The sequence below is a fragment of the Kaistia algarum genome (genome assembly GCF_026343945.1).
Classification (GTDB): Bacteria; Pseudomonadota; Alphaproteobacteria; order Rhizobiales; family Kaistiaceae; genus Kaistia; species Kaistia algarum.
This window is the reverse complement of the sequence record NZ_JAPKNJ010000003.1, coordinates 146,361-161,828: the sequence shown is the minus strand read 5'-3', so window position 1 is coordinate 161,828 and position 15,468 is coordinate 146,361. Positions and strand designations below refer to the sequence as shown.

The following is a 15,468-nucleotide window of genomic DNA, read 5'->3' as shown; positions in this document are numbered from 1 at the left end:
TAAAATCCGGCGAGACCCAGAGATGTCTCAACGACGGATGCCATTCCTCCGGCAATGGACCTTGTGGCTTCCGGACCGTTGCCGCCAAAGGCGGCGCTCGGCAGCATGATCAGGAGCCAGACGGCTCCGGCGGCCAGCCAACTCTCAGCGCCCAGTCTGGACATGACGCAACCCTCCGACGATCTCGGCAATACAAATGGGAACGATTCTGAGAGGCATCCGGTTCCCTGAAGCCCAGCGGCTTTCTGGAACCGGATGTTTCGTCTCTAAATATGCAGTGATCGTGCCAATTTGATGACGAGGCAGGGAGTTACGCGCCTGTCAGGAAAGATTCTGCTTCAAGAAGTCGATCGTTCGTGACCACGCCAGCTTCGCCGCCGCCGCGTCGTAGCGGGCCGTCGACGTATCGTTGTTGAAGGCGTGATTGACCCCGTCATAGACGAAGATCTGGTAGTCGACGCCCGTGGATTTCAGCGCCGCCTCATAGGCCGGAATGCCGGCATTGATCCGATCATCCAGACCCGCATAGTGAAGCATCAGCTTCGCCTTGATCTTGGGCACATCCGCCGCCGGCACCTGCATGCCGTAATAGGCGACGCCCGCGACCAGATCCGGTGTTGCAACGGCAAGGCGGTTGACGAGCCCGCCGCCCCAGCAGAAGCCGACGGCGCCGACCCTGCCGTTCGAACCGGGCGCTGTCTTCAGATATTCGAGCGCCGCCACGGCATCGGCAATTGTCAACGCCGGATCCAACTCGCCGATCTTCTGCCGGGCAACGTCCTCATCCGTCGGCGTACCGCCGGAGCGGCTCAGGAGATCGACAGCGAGCGCTATGAAGCCGTCGGCCGCGAAGCGGCGCGCAACGTCCTCCAGATGCGGATTGAGCCCGCGATTTTCATGAATGACGAGCACGGCGGGAAGCTTGCCGCCGGCGTTGGCCGGCCGGGCCAGATAGCCCGAAATCGTGATGCCGCCAGGTCCTGGAAAACCGACCTTCTCGGCGCTTATCCGGGCATCGTCGGCGGCGATGATGGCGGCTTGCGCCTTGCTCGCAGAGAGCATCGGAACGATCGCCGCCGCCGCGGCGGAACTGCCGACGAGCCGTGTCAGCTTATCGAGAAAGCCGCGGCGATCGAGCGTCAGGTGGGTATATTCGTCATAGAGACGGATCATCTCCTGCGTGACGACAGGTCGGGTCGGTTCCGGCACAGCTACACCTCCTTCAAATTCATCCGATGGATTGAACTTGGGACTTCAGCGGCCGTGATCAAGCCTTGCGCGCAAGTCTTGCCGTGTTTAGCGCCCGATACCGTATCACGATCCCGGCCGTAGCCGACCGAGCGCCGCGACGCCGTTTCAGAACTCATGGCGGGACGGACTAGGCAGGCCAAGCAATATCGTTGCGTTCACGGTGTTTGTATCGCATTCTTTGATGGCGAGGGCAGACGAGAAGCTGACGGAGACTGGACGACGCCGCGTTCGATGCTTGGAGGATCGGGTCCGCTGCAGTGCATCGGCTCAGGGCGCCAGTTGAAGACGCTGAGACCTTTCACCGACATCGGAGTGCCTGACAGCGCCGGCTTCGGCATGAGCCGGCTACGAGCGGAAGGAAGGACCGGGAATGCGTCAGACGGGAACCGTCAAATTCTTCAATGCGTCCAAGGGCTTCGGCTTCATCACACCGGATGATGGCGGCAAGGACGTCTTTGTGCATGTGACCGCTGTGGAGCGCTCCGGCATCGGCGCGCTCAACGACGGTATGCGGATCTCCTATGAGACCGAGCCGGACAAGCGCGGCAAAGGCCCGAAGGCTGTGGATCTACTTCCAGCCTGACGAACAGCGGCGACTGGCTTTCCCCATGATCTGCGCCGCCAGGCCCGGCGCGGATCATCGTCGTTTGCTTTGGCTCCCCACGCGATTTCAACACTTCGTTCGCAGTTGCGAAGAAAAGTGATCTCGCCAAGCCGGCCCCGCCCTATATACTGAAGGCAGATGAGATTCGCGCTGTCGTGCTCAGGCCACGACATTGATCTCGAAAAGACAAGGGCGTTCCTCCTTGGCTGAGGGACATTTCTTGGTCGAAACGAAGGAGAGCCATGGGTTCCCTTTCGGAATGCCGTTGATGCGTCCCATCCACCGATCAAGCGCGAGGATCGGCTATGAGCCTCATGGAATTCGAGACAGAAGATCGTCAGGCGAACCCGCTCGACCGTGTCGAGAACTTTGCCGCGGCCAATGACTGGAGCTTCGAGCGGTCGGCAGACGACGAGATCACGATCTCGGTCGGCGGAGGCTGGTGCGACTACCACGTCTCCTTCTCCTGGATGGAAGACATGGAGGCCGTGCATCTCGCCTGCGCCTTCGATCTGAAGGTCACCGAGCCGCGCAAGCTTGAGGTGATGCGGCTGCTCTCGCTCGTGAACGAGCAACTCTGGATCGGCCATTTCGACCTCTGGAGCAAGGAGGGCGTCGTCATGTACCGTCAGACGCTGCTTCTGGCGGGTGGTGCCGAACCCAATTCAGCCCAGATCGAAGGCCTGCTCGAAAACGCGGTCGAGAGTTGCGAGCGCTATTATCAAGCCTTCCAGTTTGTCGTCTGGGCTGGAAAGTCTGCCGCCGAAGCGCTCGAAACCGTGATGTTCGAGACGGTCGGCGAGGCCTGAGCGGGGCCGCTTCCACCGCACCCGATTCCCAGCCATCCCGGCGAAAGCCGGGATGCCAGCAGCCGAAACGTCTCAGCCTTCATATATCTCCGCCTACACGGGACTGACGAAGATTGGAGCGGTCTTGATCGGTACCCCTGCTCGACGTCAGGCCGCCTGCGCGTCCAGCCTGTCCCGCCAATACGTCCAGCGCTCTTTCAATTGCGCATTGAGGATATAGGCCGTTTCCTCCTCTTCCAGCTGCTCCAGCACGGTGAATGTGAACGCCGCGCTGCCATGGTCGCGCCAGGCCTTCTGCAGGCTCGGCACCGTGCCGCTGCCGCGATCGAGCGTGAAGGTCAGGCGATTGCGGATCGCCTCCAGATCGGTCGTACGGCCAACCCATACCTCTCCCGTCGGCCCGCATCGAAGTTCATAGATGCCGATCGGGCGTTCGCGCTTCTTGTAGGCCGCGATCGCCGCTTTGCGGGTCTCACCGTTCATCCCCGCCTCCTTTTCCTGGTCATAGATTGACTTATTTTTATCCGGATATTATTGAACGGTCAATAATATCCGGATAAAATAATCAACCAGAGGAAGGGGAGATCGATGCCGATGAGGGAGCCTTATCTCAGCGTGACGGAAAGCCAGGGCCGGGCTTTCGTAGCCCGTGCCATCCGGGGTCCGGTCACCATGCTCGATCTGCTGCGGTTTCGCGCCATAGCCGACTATTCGGCCGATCCGACGCTGGCACCGCCTACGCCGATCTCGGGCGCGGCGGCGTTCAGCCGCTATATCGCCCATACGCTCCCCCATCTCCGGCGAAGCGGCGGAAGCATCGTGGCGAGCTATGACGGAAGGGCATTCCTGATCGGCCCGGAGGCGGAGCGCTGGGACCGCGTCCTCTTGATCCGGCAAGCGAGCGTCGACGCTTTCCTCGCCTTTGCGAGAGACGAGGCTTATCTCGCCGGCCTCGGGCACAGGACGGCGGCGCTGGAGGATTCGCGTCTGCTGCCGCTCACGGAAAGCGCGCGGGTCGGCTGACGTCGGAAAACTGTGGAGATCGGGCTTACTCGACCGGCGGCGCGGCGACGATGTGCCCGGCCGTCAGCACGGCAAGCTTGGCCTCGAGGTCGGCGATACGAACCGACAGGGCCTCGTTCTCGGCGCGGGCCTTTTGGGCCATCTCGCGCACGACGTCGAATTCCTCGCGCTTGACGAAGTCCATGTCGGAGAAGAACCGCTCCGCCTGATGCTTCATCGCCGTCTCGGCCTCGCGGCGCACGCCCTGCGCCATTCCGGCCGCGTCGGTCATGAGCTTGGCGAATTCGTCGAACAGACGGCTTGGACCCTGTTCCATGGATGCTCCTCCGACGGGACTGCGCTGGTGGAGAGTATGGGTGGCCGTACCGGCATCGGCAAGGGCGGAGGTGGGTTCGAAGGGGTGGCACAGCGTCACGCGGCGGGGCTTGACCCCTCTCCGCTGTCGGCGCACCTATGCGGCCGACCGCAATCCGGGGCGCCCCATGCTCAACGTTCTCCCCTTTCCGGCCATCAACCCGGTGCTCATCCAGGTCGGCCCGTTCGCGATCCGCTGGTACGCCCTCGCCTATATCGTCGGCATCCTGTTCGGCTGGTGGTACGCCCGCCGGCTGGTCAGCAATGCCCGCCTCTGGGGGCCCGCCGGCGCGCCGCTACGCATGATCGACCTCGACGACCTCGTGGTCTGGGCGACCATTGGGATTATCGTCGGCGGCCGTCTCGGCTATGTGCTCTTCTACGATCTCGGCAAGTTTCTCGCCGAGCCTTTGACGATCTTCGAAGTCTGGCATGGCGGCATGTCGTTCCATGGCGGCTTTCTCGGCACCGTGATCGCCATGGTCCTGTTCGCCCGCAACCGGAAGATCCCGATCTTGTCACTGATCGACGTTATCGCCCCTTCGGTGACGGTCGGCCTCCTGCTCGGACGGCTGGCTAATTTCGTCAATGGCGAACTCTGGGGCCGCCCGAGCGATGTGCCCTGGGCAATGGTCTTCCCGACCGCCGACTTGCAGCCCCGCCATCCGAGCCAGCTCTATGAGGCGGGGCTCGAAGGGCTGGTGCTGTTCCTCGTGCTGCGTTTCCTGACGCACAGGCAGCTTCGGCTCCGCCAGCCCGGCTTCGTCGCGGCGGTCTTTGCCATCGGCTATTCGATGGCGCGCATCGTCTCGGAGTTCTTCCGGGAGCCCGATATTCAGATCGGCTATTTCGCTGGCGGCCTGACCATGGGCATGCTCCTGTCGCTGCCGCTTCTTCTGGCCGGCATCGCGCTGCTCGTCTTCGTGCTGCGCCGTCCGGCGCCTGCCTCGGCTTCATGATCGAGGGGCAGCCGACGCCGCTGGCGCTGCGCCTCGCCGCGCGGATCGCCAATTCCGGCCCGATGACGATCGCGGACTATATGGAAGCCTGCCTCGGCGACCCGCAGCACGGCTACTACATGACGCGCGACCCGTTCGGCGCGGCCGGGGACTTCATCACCGCCCCCGAGATCAGCCAGATGTTCGGCGAACTCATCGGCCTCTGGGCTGTCGAGACCTGGCAACGGATGGGATCGCCCGCCTCTTTCGTCCTCGCCGAATTCGGCCCGGGCCGTGGCACGCTGATGGCCGACGCCCTGCGCGCCGCAAGGTTGGTTCCGGCCTTCGAGGCGGCGGCCCGCATTGCCCTCGTCGAAACCAGCCCGCATCTATCGATGGTCCAGCGGGAGCGTCTGGCGGGGCATGAAGCGACCTGGGTGCGTTCGCACGAAGATCTGCCGCCGGGCCCGGCCATCGTGCTCGCCAACGAGTTCTTCGACGCTCTGCCCGTCCGGCAATATGTTCGCGGCATGGATGGCTGGTCGGAGCGCATGGTTGGGCTTGAAGCGGACGCGCTCACCTTCGTCCTGCGCCCAGCGCCCGACTTCGCCGGCCCCGCCAGTGTCGCAGCGGGCGATACGGTTGAGGTCGCGGCCTGGTCCGAGACGATCATGCGGGCGCTCGCCGGCAGGATCGCGCGGGAGGGCGGCGCCTTTCTCGCCATCGACTACGGCCATGACGGCGCGGGTCACGGCGATACGCTGCAGGCTATGCTGGAACACCGCTACGACCCGCCACTCGCCCATCCCGGCATGGCGGACTTGACGGTTCACGTCGACTTTCAGGAACTCGCCGGAGCCGCCCGTTCCGCCGGAGCCATTCCGGCGCCAGTCATGACGCAGGGCGATTTTCTCCTGGCGCTCGGCCTCCTGGAGCGCGCCGGCCGACTTGGCGCCGATAAGCCGGCCGAAACGCAGGACGCAATCCGCGCGGCCGTTGAGCGGCTTGCGGGTTCTGCCGCGATGGGCCACCTCTTCAAGGTGCTCTGCGTCGCATCACCCGGCCTCGACGTTCCACCCTTCGCGAAAGTGACCGCCGCATCATGAAGCTGACCTCCGACGCGCTATCGGCCCTACCCTCGATCCGGCATGGTTTCTTCACGCGGCAGGGCGGCATTTCCGGCGGGATCTATGAGAGCCTCAATTGCGGCGTCGGATCCCATGATGAGCGGGCCGCCGTCACCGAGAACCGCGCCCGCGTCGCCGCCGCGCTCGGCGTTCCGGCGCCAAGCCTCGCCACGCCCTATCAGGTCCACAGCGCCGACGCCGTCATCGTCGACGAGCCCTGGCTTCCCGGAGAAGGGCCGAAGGCCGACGCGGTCGTAACCGCGCGTCCCGGCATCGCCGTCGGCGTCGGCACTGCCGATTGCGGCCCCGTGCTCTTCGCCGATGCGCAAGGCGGCGTCGTCGGCGCCGCCCATGCCGGCTGGAAAGGCGCGTTCACCGGCATTCTCGAGGCAACGATCGAGGCGATGGAACAGCTGGGAGCCGACCGATCGCGGATCGTTGCCGTTCTAGGGCCGACGATCTCCCGCGCGGCCTATGAGGTCGGGCCCGAATTCCGGGAGCGCTTCCTCGACGCCGATGCGGCGAATGCGCGCTATTTCGAGCCGTCGGACCGCGAGGGCCATCATCGCTTCGACCTGCCCGCCTATATCGGCGCGCGCCTTTCGGCGAATCAGATCGGCCGTTTCGAGGATCTGGCGCTTTGCACCTACGCCGATCCGGAGCGTTTCTTCTCCTACCGCCGCACGACGCATCGAGGCGAGCCGGACTATGGCCGCCTGCTGCACGCCATCAGCCTCGCGCCTTGATCAAGAATTCCAGGGCGAGGCAAGTTTCCCGGAGAAGCCGTTCTGGACCCGATCCGCATTTGCGGATAGGAAGAATTCAGGGTTCTGGACGACCGGGCCGGCAGGACGATCGCCATGATGGTTAAGGGAAATCGGCTTCTGCAACTGGCCTTGCTGCTGGTTGCGGCCTCATATCTTTCAGCCTGCGGAAGCGCGCCCAGCGGCGCCCCCGCAGCCTCGCAAGGGTCCGGCTCGATCGCGCCTGCGGCCCCGGCGGTACCCTTCAACCAGGCCAAGTTCGCCTTTGCCCCGGTTACGGGGGCTCCTGCCTCTGTCCTGACGAGGATCTCCTCCGAATTGGGCAAGGAAGCCTTTGCCCAGCATGTGACCTTGGTGCCCTCCGGCGATCCTTCGGCGACCTACGTCGTCAAGGGCTACCTGTCGGCGGTCGGCGACTCCTCCGGCACGATTCTCGTCTATGTCTGGGATATCTTCGACACGGCCGGCCGGCGCGTCCACCGAATCTCGGGTCAGGAGACCTCGACGGCCGGAGCGTCGAACGACCCTTGGGCCGGCGTCGATGGGGCGACGGCGACCAGCGTTGCCCAGAAGACCATCACCTCGATCGTCGCCTGGGGAGCGAGCCGGTAGACGATCACAGGGTACGATTCAGGCTGGCGGGCTTGTCCACCACAATCCGCGTTTGCAGTGCGTCACCTCAGTTGCTACAACGCCGCCGTCTGGCCCCTCCTCACGGAGTCGGGTGCGGCCTTGCCTTTGACGACGGGACCCGAAACCTTGAAGCTGGTTGCCGGAAACTCCAATCGGGTGCTCGCTGAGGCGATCGCCAACTATCTCGAAATTCCGCTCGCAAAATGCCTGGTACGGCGCTTCGCCGACGAGGAGATTTTTGTCGAGATCCAGGAAAACGTTCGCGGCGAGGATGTTTTTGTCATCCAGTCGACGAGCTTCCCGGCTAATGATCATCTGATGGAACTGCTCATCCTGATCGACGCGTTGCGCCGGTCCTCCGCGCGCCGCATAACCGCCGTGCTTCCCTATTTCGGCTATGCGCGACAGGATCGGAAGGCAGGGCCTCGTACGCCGATCTCGGCCAAGCTGGTCGCCAATCTGATCACCCATGCCGGCGCCGACCGCGTCCTGACGCTCGACCTCCATGCCGGCCAGATCCAGGGCTTCTTCGATATCCCCACGGATAATCTCTTTGCCGTCCCCGTCATCACGCGCGACATCAAGGAGCATTACGAGCTAGAGAACGTCATGGTGGTGTCGCCGGATGTCGGCGGCGTGGTCCGTGCCCGTGCGCTGGCCAAGCGGATCGACGCGCCGCTCGCCATCGTCGACAAGCGCCGTGAGCGCCCGGGCGAATCCGAAGTGATGAACATCATCGGCAATGTCGAGGGCAAGGACTGCATCCTGTTTGACGACATCGTCGATTCCGGCGGTACGCTCTGCAACGCGGCCGAGGCGCTGCTCACCAAGGGTGCGCGATCCGTCGTCGCCTACATCACCCATGGCGTGCTGTCGGGAGGCGCCGTGGCGCGCATCGCCTCGTCCATGTTGAAGGAACTGGTGATCACCGATTCGATCCAGCCGACCGAGGCGGTCCAGCAGGCGTCGAATATCCGCGTCACCTCGATCGCGACGCTGATCGGCGAGGCGATCAACCGCACGGCCAGCGAGAAGTCGGTATCGAGCCTGTTCATCTGATCGTGGAGTGGCGAGGATCCGCGGTCCTTGCGGGTCCCTATATCGCCCGTCCCAGCTAAGGGCTGAGCCTCAGGACGCCACCTGTGGCGACGGACTCGAATCGGTCAACAGACCGAGCTTAGAGAGCGCGTCCCCAAGCGGAATCTTGTGCATATGCAGCGACACCTTGGTTCTGGCGCGCGCCGCCGGGATTAGGACATTGGCATCGCTGAGACTGTCGAGCGCTGCGGCGAGATCGGCGAGTTCCACATTCTTGATGCAGAGATCGACCATGCTGGTGAGCGACTTCGGCGCTCGTGCGCTGGCCGGCAGCACCATGGGATAGTCGCAGACGCAAACGCAGATGCCATCCTCATAGGTGTAGATGCAATAGCAGTGCGTGGCCGTCGGGCATTGAGACTCGCATTCGCAGCTCATGTCATCCCCTTTTAGAAATCGCCCCAACCCGCGAGGGGATCATGCGTCGAGCATACGAATTGGCCAATACCCTCTCTGGCGGATTTCGCGAGGAGCCGGACGACGCTGGCGGCGGAAATGCCGCCCGAACCCACTTCGGGTCACGTTGGCAGGATTCAATGTTAAGTCTCGAACCGGCGATGGTTCGGGCTTGAACGCGCTACCGGCCTGAATCGAGGCCGACGAGCGCTACCTTGCCATAGCCCGCTTCGCGCAGTCTGTTCATCACTTCCATGACCTCGCCATAGTCGACACGGCGATCGGCGCGCAGATAGATGCGTTCCTCCCGGTTACCGCCGCTTGCACGTTCGACGGCCCTCGCCAGCTCCTCCCGCGACACCGCGTCATTGCCAAGCCGAAGCGAGAGATCCTGACTGATCGAAAGGAAAATCGGTTTGCCCTCAGGCGGCGCCGATTTGGCATTCGAGCGCGGCAGATCGACCGGCGCATCGACCGTCGCCAGCGGCGCCGCGATCATGAAAACGATCAGCAACACCAGCATCACATCAATGAACGGCGTGACATTGATCTCGCTATTCTCGGCGAGTTCGTCCTCGTCGCCTCCAAGCCGGACCGCCATCTGCCCTACTCCGCCGCCGCAGCGACAATGCGCAGCGGGCCGCGCTGCGCCGAGCGATCCAAATCGCGCGAAAGCAGCCCGAGGACTTCGGCGGCGACATCGGCGAGCGCCGCCTTGTTGCCGGAGATCATGCGGGCAAACACATTGTAGAACAGCACGGCAGGAATGGCGGCGGCGAGCCCGACGCCCGTCGCGAACAGCGCCTCGGCTATACCGGGCGCGACGATGGCAAGGTTGGTCGTGTTGGATTGGCTGATACCGATGAAGGAATTCATGATTCCCCACACGGTGCCGAACAGGCCGACAAAGGGCGAGAGCGACCCGACGCTGGCAAGGACGCCCGTGCCACGCCCCATCTCTCGCCCTGCCCCGGCCTGGATGCGATCGAACCGGATTGCGACGCGCTCCTTGATACCGGAAGCCGGCAAGCCCCGCGAAAGCTCGAGCTCATCCGTGGCCGCGCGGACGAGGCGCGCCGCGGCGTCGCGGCGACGACCGGCGAGTTCCAGCGCATCGTCCAGCGTATCCGCCCGGGCGAGCCGCGACCGAAATCCGGTCCAGCGGCGGCGCACCGACGCCAGCTCGAACGATTTCATGAAGAAGATGGCCCAAGTCGCCACGGAGGCGGCGGCGAGACCACCGATCACCGACTTCACGACATAGTCGGCGCCAAGAAACATTCCGACAGGCGAAAGATCATGCGGCAGCGTCTTCGGATCGACGGCTTCCTCGGCAGAAACGGCCGTCTGGGCAGCCGGCGCTGCCTCCATGGATTCGACCTGGATCGTTGACTGGGCCCGGGCGAGCGTCGTCAGCGGCATGGCGAGAAGGATCGTCGCGAGGATCGACGCGGCGACGCGGCGGAGCATGTCCGGCATGGCGTCCTTCGGAATAAAAGTTGACTTCTATATTCCGAATAAAACGGTCGGCGCTCCGGTTCAACCGAAAACTCGGCCCTGATCAGCTCTTGGCGCCGTCGCCTTTGAAAGCCCAGAGAAAATCGGACCGGAAGCGGTTGAAGAGAATCTTCGCGCCGTAGGGATTGAGATGGTTGCTGTCCATATAGGCGATGGCTCCATCCTTGAGAGGAAGACAGAGCTTCGCATCGCAGAAGACATCGACCGGATCGATGAAGCGCACATTCGGATGCTCCGCCGCCAGCGCCTTCATGATCGTGACGGTGCGCTTGCGCCGCGCCTCGACTTCAGCGCGCGGCACGCCGCAGCTCTCGACCGAAAGGCCGAAGCTGCGCTTCAGCGCGATGCAATTGTAGGGGTCCTTCAGGTGTAGTTCCGGCACCGGCCCCACGAGCAGAACGCGCCTTTGGCCACCCTCGGCGAGGATCGAGAGCAATTTCGCCATGCCGTCGCGGAAACGAGTCTCCGCGCCCTCATCGGTCGGGGCGGCATTCTCGATGACGACATTCCAGATGCCGGCAACCACGGCGAATTGCGGCTCGGCGCCCATTTCACCCGTGAAATGCTCGAATTTCTTGAACAGCGGCGCGCAGACGGAATTGGTCGCTCCGAAGGTCGGGTTGGTGACGAAAACAACCGGATTGCACCCGGCGATCACCAGCGACAGCAGGCGGTCGCCATCCTGCTCGGCCTCATATTCAACGCGCCCCTGGATGGCCAGGGCATGGGAATCGCCGACGATGAAGCCGAGCGGCTTGGTACCATCGAGGCAGGACTTCTCTGCATCGCCGGTCGGATCGAGGCACGCGCCGCTGCCCTTGACGTTGGCCATTTCTACGGCCGCGAGCATCGGATTCTGCTTGACGGCCCAGAACGCGAACCAGCTTACCGATCCCATGGCGACGGCGCCGAGGATCGACGCGCCGACGGCGACATAGACCACCTTGCGCTGCAGGCGGGGCTCCCGGGCGAAGGCGGATTTGCGCCGCCAGTCGACGATGGGCCGCTCGATCGCATAATGCGTCGCGACCGCGAAGATGAAGGAGAGCGACAGGGCGACGGTGACGACGACGGTGTCGGAGACTTCGAAGGGCAGGAAGCGGCCGAAGACGAGGAACGGCCAATGCCAGAGATAGAGCGCGTAGGAAATTCGCCCCACGAAGCGGAACGGAACGGTCGACAGCACGACTGCGACCGGCGCCGACGGCGCGGCAAGCCCCGAGAACAGGACAAGCACCGCGCCCAGGACAGGAATGGCCGCCGCCGAGCCGGGAAACGCAGTCACCTCGCCGAACAGCGTGACGCTGGAGACGATCAGCGTCAGCCCGACGAGGCCGGTGAGCGTACCGACCGCATCGTTCCAGCGCCCGAAGCGTAGCGTCGCCAGGGCACCGACCGCGCCGCCGGCCACGAATTCCCAGGCGCGCCACATCGGCAGGTAGAAGGCAGGATTGCGGCCCGGCAGCGTGAAGAGGATGCAGCCGATGAAACTCGCGACGCCGATGACGAGCGCGGTGGCGAAGACGACACGGCTATCCTTGAACCGCCCGCGTCGCGCGAAATAGAAGGCAGCCATGAGGATTAGCGGCGCCAGAAGATAGAACTGCTCTTCGACCGCGAGCGACCAAGTGTGCAGCAGCGGCTTCTCATGCGAATCGAGGTCGAAATAGCCGCTCTTCAGGAAGAAATGCACATTGGTGAGGAAGATGGGCGCGAGCAACGCCGCGCGGCGGAAATCGTCCAGTTCCCGCGGGGATCGCAAGAGTAGCAGCGCGATCAGGAAGGTGACGATCAGCACCAGATAATAGGGCGGCAGGATTCGCAGCGCGCGCCGGGCATAGAAATCCCAGATCGAGAAACGCTGCGCCGAGAGCGAAGCCGTGATCTGGTTGATGATCAGGAAACCGGAGATGACGAAGAAGATGTCAACGCCGACAAAGCCGCCGCCAAATCCGGATATCGCGCCGTGATAACCGAGCACCGCGATGATCGAGATCGCCCGGAGGCCATCGATATGCGGCTTGTAGGCATCCGACGTTTGCGCGGAGGATCGGCCGGGGCGCCCGCGGGCGCTGTCGGAAACAAGAAGCATCGGACCCTTTCCCGGCACGCGAATGGCAGGTTTATGCGGCACACGGCCTGCCGCATCAAGCGAAACCCAGCCATTTCTGCTTTGGCGAATCGAAGGCGGCTTGCTTGCCGCGCCGCCGCCGCTCGTCTATAAGCAGCGCGGCCGCGCCGACACCCCTGGAGGCACCGCGGCCTTTTGTTGTTTCATAGAAGGAGAATACCGATGAGCACCGCTTACGAGCTCACGGCCTCCGTGCGCAACCGCGTGGGCAAGGGGGCCGCCCGGGCGTCGCGTCGCGAAGGCAAGATACCGGCCGTTATTTACGGCGACAAGCAGGCTCCGATCGCGATCGAACTGTCGCACAAGGATGTCTATCTGAAGCTTCATGCTGGCGGCTTCCTGACCACTGTCGCGACGATCGACGTCGATGGTGAAAAGATCCGCGTCATCCCCCGCGACTACTCGCTGCATCCGGTCACGGATCAGCCGGTCCACGTTGACTTCCTGCGCGTCTCGGCCGGCTCGACCATCCATGTCGAGATCCCCGTGCAGTTCATCAACGAGGACAAGTCCCCGGGCCTGAAGCGCGGCGGCGTTCTCAACATCGTTCGTCACGAAGTCGAGGTGAACTGCCCTGCGGACTCGATCCCCGAGCACATCGTCGTGGATCTGACGGGCCTCGACATCAACGACTCGGTGCACATCTCGGCCATTCAGCTGCCCGCCAATGTAAAGCCCGTCATCGATCGAGACTTTACCATCGCGACGATCGCAGCGCCGGCGGCCCTGACCTCGCAGGAGCAGGCCGAGGCGGATGCGGCGGCGGCTAAGGCGTAAGCCGCAGCCTGCCGGTTCGAGCAAGGGAGACGCGACATGCTCCTCATCGTCGGCCTCGGAAATCCCGGCGGCCAATATGCGCTCAACCGGCACAATATCGGTTTCATGGCGGCGGATGCCATCCACCGCCGCCATGGCTTCGGCCCCTGGCGCTCGCGCTTTTCCGCCGAGATCGCCGAGGGCACGCTCGCAGGCCGCAAGGTGCTGCTGATGAAGCCGCAGACCTATATGAACGACAGCGGCCGAGCCGTCGCCGATGCGTCTCGCTTCCTCAAGATCCCCAATGCCGACATCGTCGTCATCCATGACGAACTGGACCTTCCGCCCGGCAAGACCCGCATGAAAATCGGCGGCGGCCATGGCGGCCATAACGGGCTGCGGTCGATCAGTGCCCATATCGGCGAGGACTATCGCCGCCTGCGCGTGGGCATCGGCCATCCTGGCGCCAAGGAACTCGTGCACGCGCATGTGCTGCATGATTTCGCCCGCGTCGACGCCGAATGGATCAATCCGCTGCTGGACGCCATCGCCGACGCCGCCCCGCTCCTCGCCGACGGCAAAGATAACAGCTTCGCCAACCGCCTCCATCGCATCGGCGAAGCCGAGAAGCCGGCACGGCCAGTCAGGAAGGCGGAGGCCGTACCTTCCGAGGCCGCTCGCCAGCCGGACCAGCCGGCGCCGGATACGCCTCCGGACGGGCCCTTCGCCGCCGGGCTGAAGCGCCTTTTCGGCAAGAACGGCTGATTCGCACGCGCCTTGGCTGTCTGATCGTCGCATCGGCGTTGAAGGCGGGTTGCCGATACCTGCTCTCGGAAGATATGCAACACAACCGGATCATCCGGACGGTCCGCCTGATCAATCCCTTTGAGATCGGCCCATCCGTCATCCTCGACAAGAACTGAGAAAGCACCATGGGCTTCAAATGCGGGATCGTCGGTCTGCCGAATGTCGGCAAGTCGACCTTGTTCAACGCTCTCACCAAGACGGCGGCGGCACAGGCGGCCAACTATCCGTTCTGCACCATCGAACCGAATACGGGCGAGGTCGCCGTACCGGATCCGCGCCTTGCCCAGCTCGCGGCAGCCGGCAAATCGAAGGAAATCGTTCCGACGCGTCTCACCTTCGTCGACATCGCCGGCCTCGTGCGCGGCGCGTCGAAGGGCGAGGGCCTCGGCAACCAGTTCCTGGCCAATATCCGCGAGGTTGACGCCATTGCGCATGTGCTGCGCTGCTTCGAGGATGGCGACATCACCCATGTCGAGAACCGGATCGATCCGGTCGCCGATGCCGAGACCGTCGAGACCGAGTTGATGCTCGCCGATCTCGACAGTCTGGAGCGCCGCGTCGTCCCGCTCCGCAAGCGCTCCGCCACCGACAAGGAAGCGAAGCACCAGGTCGCATTGATGGACGGTGCGCTCGAACTGCTTCGCGAGGGCAAGCCGGCCCGCAAGCTGAAGGTCTCCGACGACGACCGCGCAACCTTCGACGCGCTGAACCTGCTCACCTCGAAGCCGGTGCTTTATGTCTGCAATGTCGAGGAGGCTTCGGCCGCCACCGGCAACGCCTATTCGCAGCGGGTCGTCGAGATGGCGGCCGCCGAGGGCGCCGGCTGCGTCGTGATCTCCGCGGCGATCGAGGCCGAAATCGCGCAGCTCGACGCCGCCGAACAGACGGACTTCCTGGATACGCTCGGCCTCGAAGAACCCGGCCTCGACCGGCTGATCCGCGCCGGCTACGAACTTCTGGGCCTCATCACCTATTTCACGGTGGGCCCGAAGGAAACGCGCGCCTGGACGATCACCGTCGGCACCAAGGCCCCGCAGGCGGCCGGCGTCATCCACTCCGATTTCGAGCGTGGATTCATCCGCGCCCAGACGATCGCCTTCGACGACTATGTAAAGTTCGGCGGCGAATCCGGCGCGAAGGAAGTTGGCCGCGCTCGCGATGAAGGCAAGGAATATGTCGTGGCGGACGGCGACGTGCTGCTCTTCCGCTTCAACACCTAGACTGGCCTAGAGCGAAGTGGACCAAGGCTCGCGCAAGGA

At 63.9% G+C, this 15,468-nt stretch carries 18 protein-coding genes; 11 read left to right on the top strand and 7 right to left on the bottom strand.

Annotation, left to right across the window (positions count from 1 at the left end):
- Window positions 1-321: 321 nt before the first annotated feature.
- On the bottom strand, window positions 322-1,173 hold the full coding sequence (locus tag OSH05_RS19090; protein WP_104218227.1) for a dienelactone hydrolase family protein: 852 nt from the start codon (window positions 1,171-1,173) through the stop codon (window positions 322-324).
- 448 nt (window positions 1,174-1,621) lie between these two features.
- Between OSH05_RS19090 and OSH05_RS19085 the strand changes: the two genes are divergently transcribed.
- Window positions 1,622-1,834 (top strand): cold-shock protein, encoded by a 213-nt coding sequence (locus OSH05_RS19085; protein ID WP_104218063.1) that lies wholly within the window; start codon window positions 1,622-1,624, stop codon window positions 1,832-1,834.
- Window positions 1,835-2,160: 326 nt separating this feature from the next.
- Window positions 2,161-2,664, top strand: a complete 504-nt coding sequence (locus tag OSH05_RS19080) for a type III secretion system chaperone family protein (RefSeq protein ID WP_104218064.1) — start codon at window positions 2,161-2,163, stop codon at window positions 2,662-2,664.
- A 147-nt stretch (window positions 2,665-2,811) separates the two neighbouring features.
- Here OSH05_RS19080 and OSH05_RS19075 read toward each other — a convergent pair whose 3' ends face one another.
- Complete coding sequence (locus OSH05_RS19075; RefSeq protein WP_104218065.1) at window positions 2,812-3,147, bottom strand: GIY-YIG nuclease family protein; 336 nt, start codon at window positions 3,145-3,147, stop codon at window positions 2,812-2,814.
- Between the two features lie 111 nt (window positions 3,148-3,258).
- On the opposite strand from OSH05_RS19075, the gene OSH05_RS19070 reads away from it, so the two are divergent.
- Entirely contained in the window at window positions 3,259-3,687 is a 429-nt protein-coding gene (locus OSH05_RS19070; RefSeq protein WP_266352817.1) for a DUF1330 domain-containing protein, read from the top strand.
- Between the two features lie 25 nt (window positions 3,688-3,712).
- Here the strand turns inward: OSH05_RS19070 and OSH05_RS19065 are convergent, their stop codons facing one another.
- A complete protein-coding gene (locus OSH05_RS19065) occupies window positions 3,713-4,003 on the bottom strand; it encodes an accessory factor UbiK family protein (RefSeq protein ID WP_104218067.1) in 291 nt (96 codons plus the stop codon).
- Between the two features lie 166 nt (window positions 4,004-4,169).
- On the opposite strand from OSH05_RS19065, the gene lgt reads away from it, so the two are divergent.
- The 5 genes from lgt (at window position 4,170) to OSH05_RS19040 (ending at window position 8,562) form a co-directional block, all read left to right on the top strand.
- Window positions 4,170-5,000, top strand: a complete 831-nt coding sequence (gene lgt / locus OSH05_RS19060) for a prolipoprotein diacylglyceryl transferase (RefSeq protein ID WP_104218228.1) — start codon at window positions 4,170-4,172, stop codon at window positions 4,998-5,000.
- Window positions 4,997-6,085, top strand: coding sequence for a class I SAM-dependent methyltransferase (locus OSH05_RS19055; protein WP_104218068.1), 1,089 nt, complete (start codon window positions 4,997-4,999; stop codon window positions 6,083-6,085). The genes lgt and OSH05_RS19055 overlap by 4 nt, the downstream gene beginning before the upstream one ends.
- Window positions 6,082-6,852 carry a peptidoglycan editing factor PgeF gene (pgeF, locus tag OSH05_RS19050; RefSeq protein ID WP_104218069.1) on the top strand — a complete coding sequence of 257 codons (771 nt, stop codon included), beginning with the start codon at window positions 6,082-6,084 and terminating at the stop codon, window positions 6,850-6,852. The genes OSH05_RS19055 and pgeF overlap by 4 nt, the downstream gene beginning before the upstream one ends.
- 114 nt (window positions 6,853-6,966) lie before the next feature.
- A complete protein-coding gene (locus OSH05_RS19045; RefSeq protein ID WP_133163067.1) occupies window positions 6,967-7,482 on the top strand; it encodes a hypothetical protein in 516 nt (171 codons plus the stop codon).
- A gap of 147 nt (window positions 7,483-7,629) precedes the next feature.
- Window positions 7,630-8,562, top strand: a complete 933-nt coding sequence (locus tag OSH05_RS19040; RefSeq protein ID WP_104218229.1) for a ribose-phosphate pyrophosphokinase — start codon at window positions 7,630-7,632, stop codon at window positions 8,560-8,562.
- A 69-nt stretch (window positions 8,563-8,631) separates the two neighbouring features.
- Here OSH05_RS19040 and OSH05_RS19035 read toward each other — a convergent pair whose 3' ends face one another.
- The 4 genes from OSH05_RS19035 to OSH05_RS19020 all read right to left on the bottom strand — a co-directional run bounded on the left by OSH05_RS19035 (window position 8,632) and on the right by OSH05_RS19020 (window position 12,607).
- A complete protein-coding gene (locus OSH05_RS19035; RefSeq protein ID WP_104218071.1) occupies window positions 8,632-8,979 on the bottom strand; it encodes a hypothetical protein in 348 nt (115 codons plus the stop codon).
- A 199-nt stretch (window positions 8,980-9,178) separates the two neighbouring features.
- Complete coding sequence (exbD, locus tag OSH05_RS19030) at window positions 9,179-9,598, bottom strand: TonB system transport protein ExbD (RefSeq protein ID WP_104218072.1); 420 nt, start codon at window positions 9,596-9,598, stop codon at window positions 9,179-9,181.
- Between the two features lie 5 nt (window positions 9,599-9,603).
- Window positions 9,604-10,476, bottom strand: coding sequence for a tonB-system energizer ExbB (gene exbB, locus OSH05_RS19025; RefSeq protein ID WP_266352813.1), 873 nt, complete (start codon window positions 10,474-10,476; stop codon window positions 9,604-9,606).
- 82 nt (window positions 10,477-10,558) lie between these two features.
- On the bottom strand, window positions 10,559-12,607 hold the full coding sequence (locus OSH05_RS19020; protein ID WP_104218073.1) for an acyltransferase family protein: 2,049 nt from the start codon (window positions 12,605-12,607) through the stop codon (window positions 10,559-10,561).
- A gap of 201 nt (window positions 12,608-12,808) precedes the next feature.
- Here OSH05_RS19020 and OSH05_RS19015 point away from each other — a divergent pair, with 201 nt between their 5' ends.
- The 3 genes from OSH05_RS19015 (at window position 12,809) to ychF (ending at window position 15,429) form a co-directional block, all read left to right on the top strand.
- On the top strand, window positions 12,809-13,423 hold the full coding sequence (locus OSH05_RS19015) for a 50S ribosomal protein L25/general stress protein Ctc (RefSeq protein WP_104218074.1): 615 nt from the start codon (window positions 12,809-12,811) through the stop codon (window positions 13,421-13,423).
- Window positions 13,424-13,459: 36 nt separating this feature from the next.
- Window positions 13,460-14,167, top strand: coding sequence for an aminoacyl-tRNA hydrolase (gene pth / locus OSH05_RS19010; RefSeq protein WP_104218075.1), 708 nt, complete (start codon window positions 13,460-13,462; stop codon window positions 14,165-14,167).
- Window positions 14,168-14,334: 167 nt separating this feature from the next.
- Complete coding sequence (gene ychF, locus OSH05_RS19005; protein WP_104218076.1) at window positions 14,335-15,429, top strand: redox-regulated ATPase YchF; 1,095 nt, start codon at window positions 14,335-14,337, stop codon at window positions 15,427-15,429.
- Window positions 15,430-15,468: the final 39 nt, after the last annotated feature.

What these genes read in the sequence shown, in the direction of transcription:
- OSH05_RS19090 (WP_104218227.1), bottom strand. Translation starts at nt 1,173, where the DNA reads ATGATCCGTCTCTATGACGAATATACCCACCTGACGCTCGATCGCCGC.
- ychF (WP_104218076.1), top strand. Translation starts at nt 14,335, where the DNA reads ATGGGCTTCAAATGCGGGATCGTCGGTCTGCCGAATGTCGGCAAGTCG.
- pgeF (WP_104218069.1), top strand. Translation starts at nt 6,082, where the DNA reads ATGAAGCTGACCTCCGACGCGCTATCGGCCCTACCCTCGATCCGGCAT.
- exbD (WP_104218072.1), bottom strand. Translation starts at nt 9,598, where the DNA reads ATGGCGGTCCGGCTTGGAGGCGACGAGGACGAACTCGCCGAGAATAGC.
- OSH05_RS19065 (WP_104218067.1), bottom strand. Translation starts at nt 4,003, where the DNA reads ATGGAACAGGGTCCAAGCCGTCTGTTCGACGAATTCGCCAAGCTCATG.
- OSH05_RS19055 (WP_104218068.1), top strand. Translation starts at nt 4,997, where the DNA reads ATGATCGAGGGGCAGCCGACGCCGCTGGCGCTGCGCCTCGCCGCGCGG.
- OSH05_RS19020 (WP_104218073.1), bottom strand. Translation starts at nt 12,607, where the DNA reads ATGCTTCTTGTTTCCGACAGCGCCCGCGGGCGCCCCGGCCGATCCTCC.
- OSH05_RS19045 (WP_133163067.1), top strand. Translation starts at nt 6,967, where the DNA reads ATGATGGTTAAGGGAAATCGGCTTCTGCAACTGGCCTTGCTGCTGGTT.
- OSH05_RS19035 (WP_104218071.1), bottom strand. Translation starts at nt 8,979, where the DNA reads ATGAGCTGCGAATGCGAGTCTCAATGCCCGACGGCCACGCACTGCTAT.
- OSH05_RS19075 (WP_104218065.1), bottom strand. Translation starts at nt 3,147, where the DNA reads ATGAACGGTGAGACCCGCAAAGCGGCGATCGCGGCCTACAAGAAGCGC.
- OSH05_RS19085 (WP_104218063.1), top strand. Translation starts at nt 1,622, where the DNA reads ATGCGTCAGACGGGAACCGTCAAATTCTTCAATGCGTCCAAGGGCTTC.
- OSH05_RS19070 (WP_266352817.1), top strand. Translation starts at nt 3,259, where the DNA reads ATGAGGGAGCCTTATCTCAGCGTGACGGAAAGCCAGGGCCGGGCTTTC.
- OSH05_RS19080 (WP_104218064.1), top strand. Translation starts at nt 2,161, where the DNA reads ATGAGCCTCATGGAATTCGAGACAGAAGATCGTCAGGCGAACCCGCTC.
- pth (WP_104218075.1), top strand. Translation starts at nt 13,460, where the DNA reads ATGCTCCTCATCGTCGGCCTCGGAAATCCCGGCGGCCAATATGCGCTC.
- exbB (WP_266352813.1), bottom strand. Translation starts at nt 10,476, where the DNA reads ATGCCGGACATGCTCCGCCGCGTCGCCGCGTCGATCCTCGCGACGATC.
- lgt (WP_104218228.1), top strand. Translation starts at nt 4,170, where the DNA reads ATGCTCAACGTTCTCCCCTTTCCGGCCATCAACCCGGTGCTCATCCAG.
- OSH05_RS19015 (WP_104218074.1), top strand. Translation starts at nt 12,809, where the DNA reads ATGAGCACCGCTTACGAGCTCACGGCCTCCGTGCGCAACCGCGTGGGC.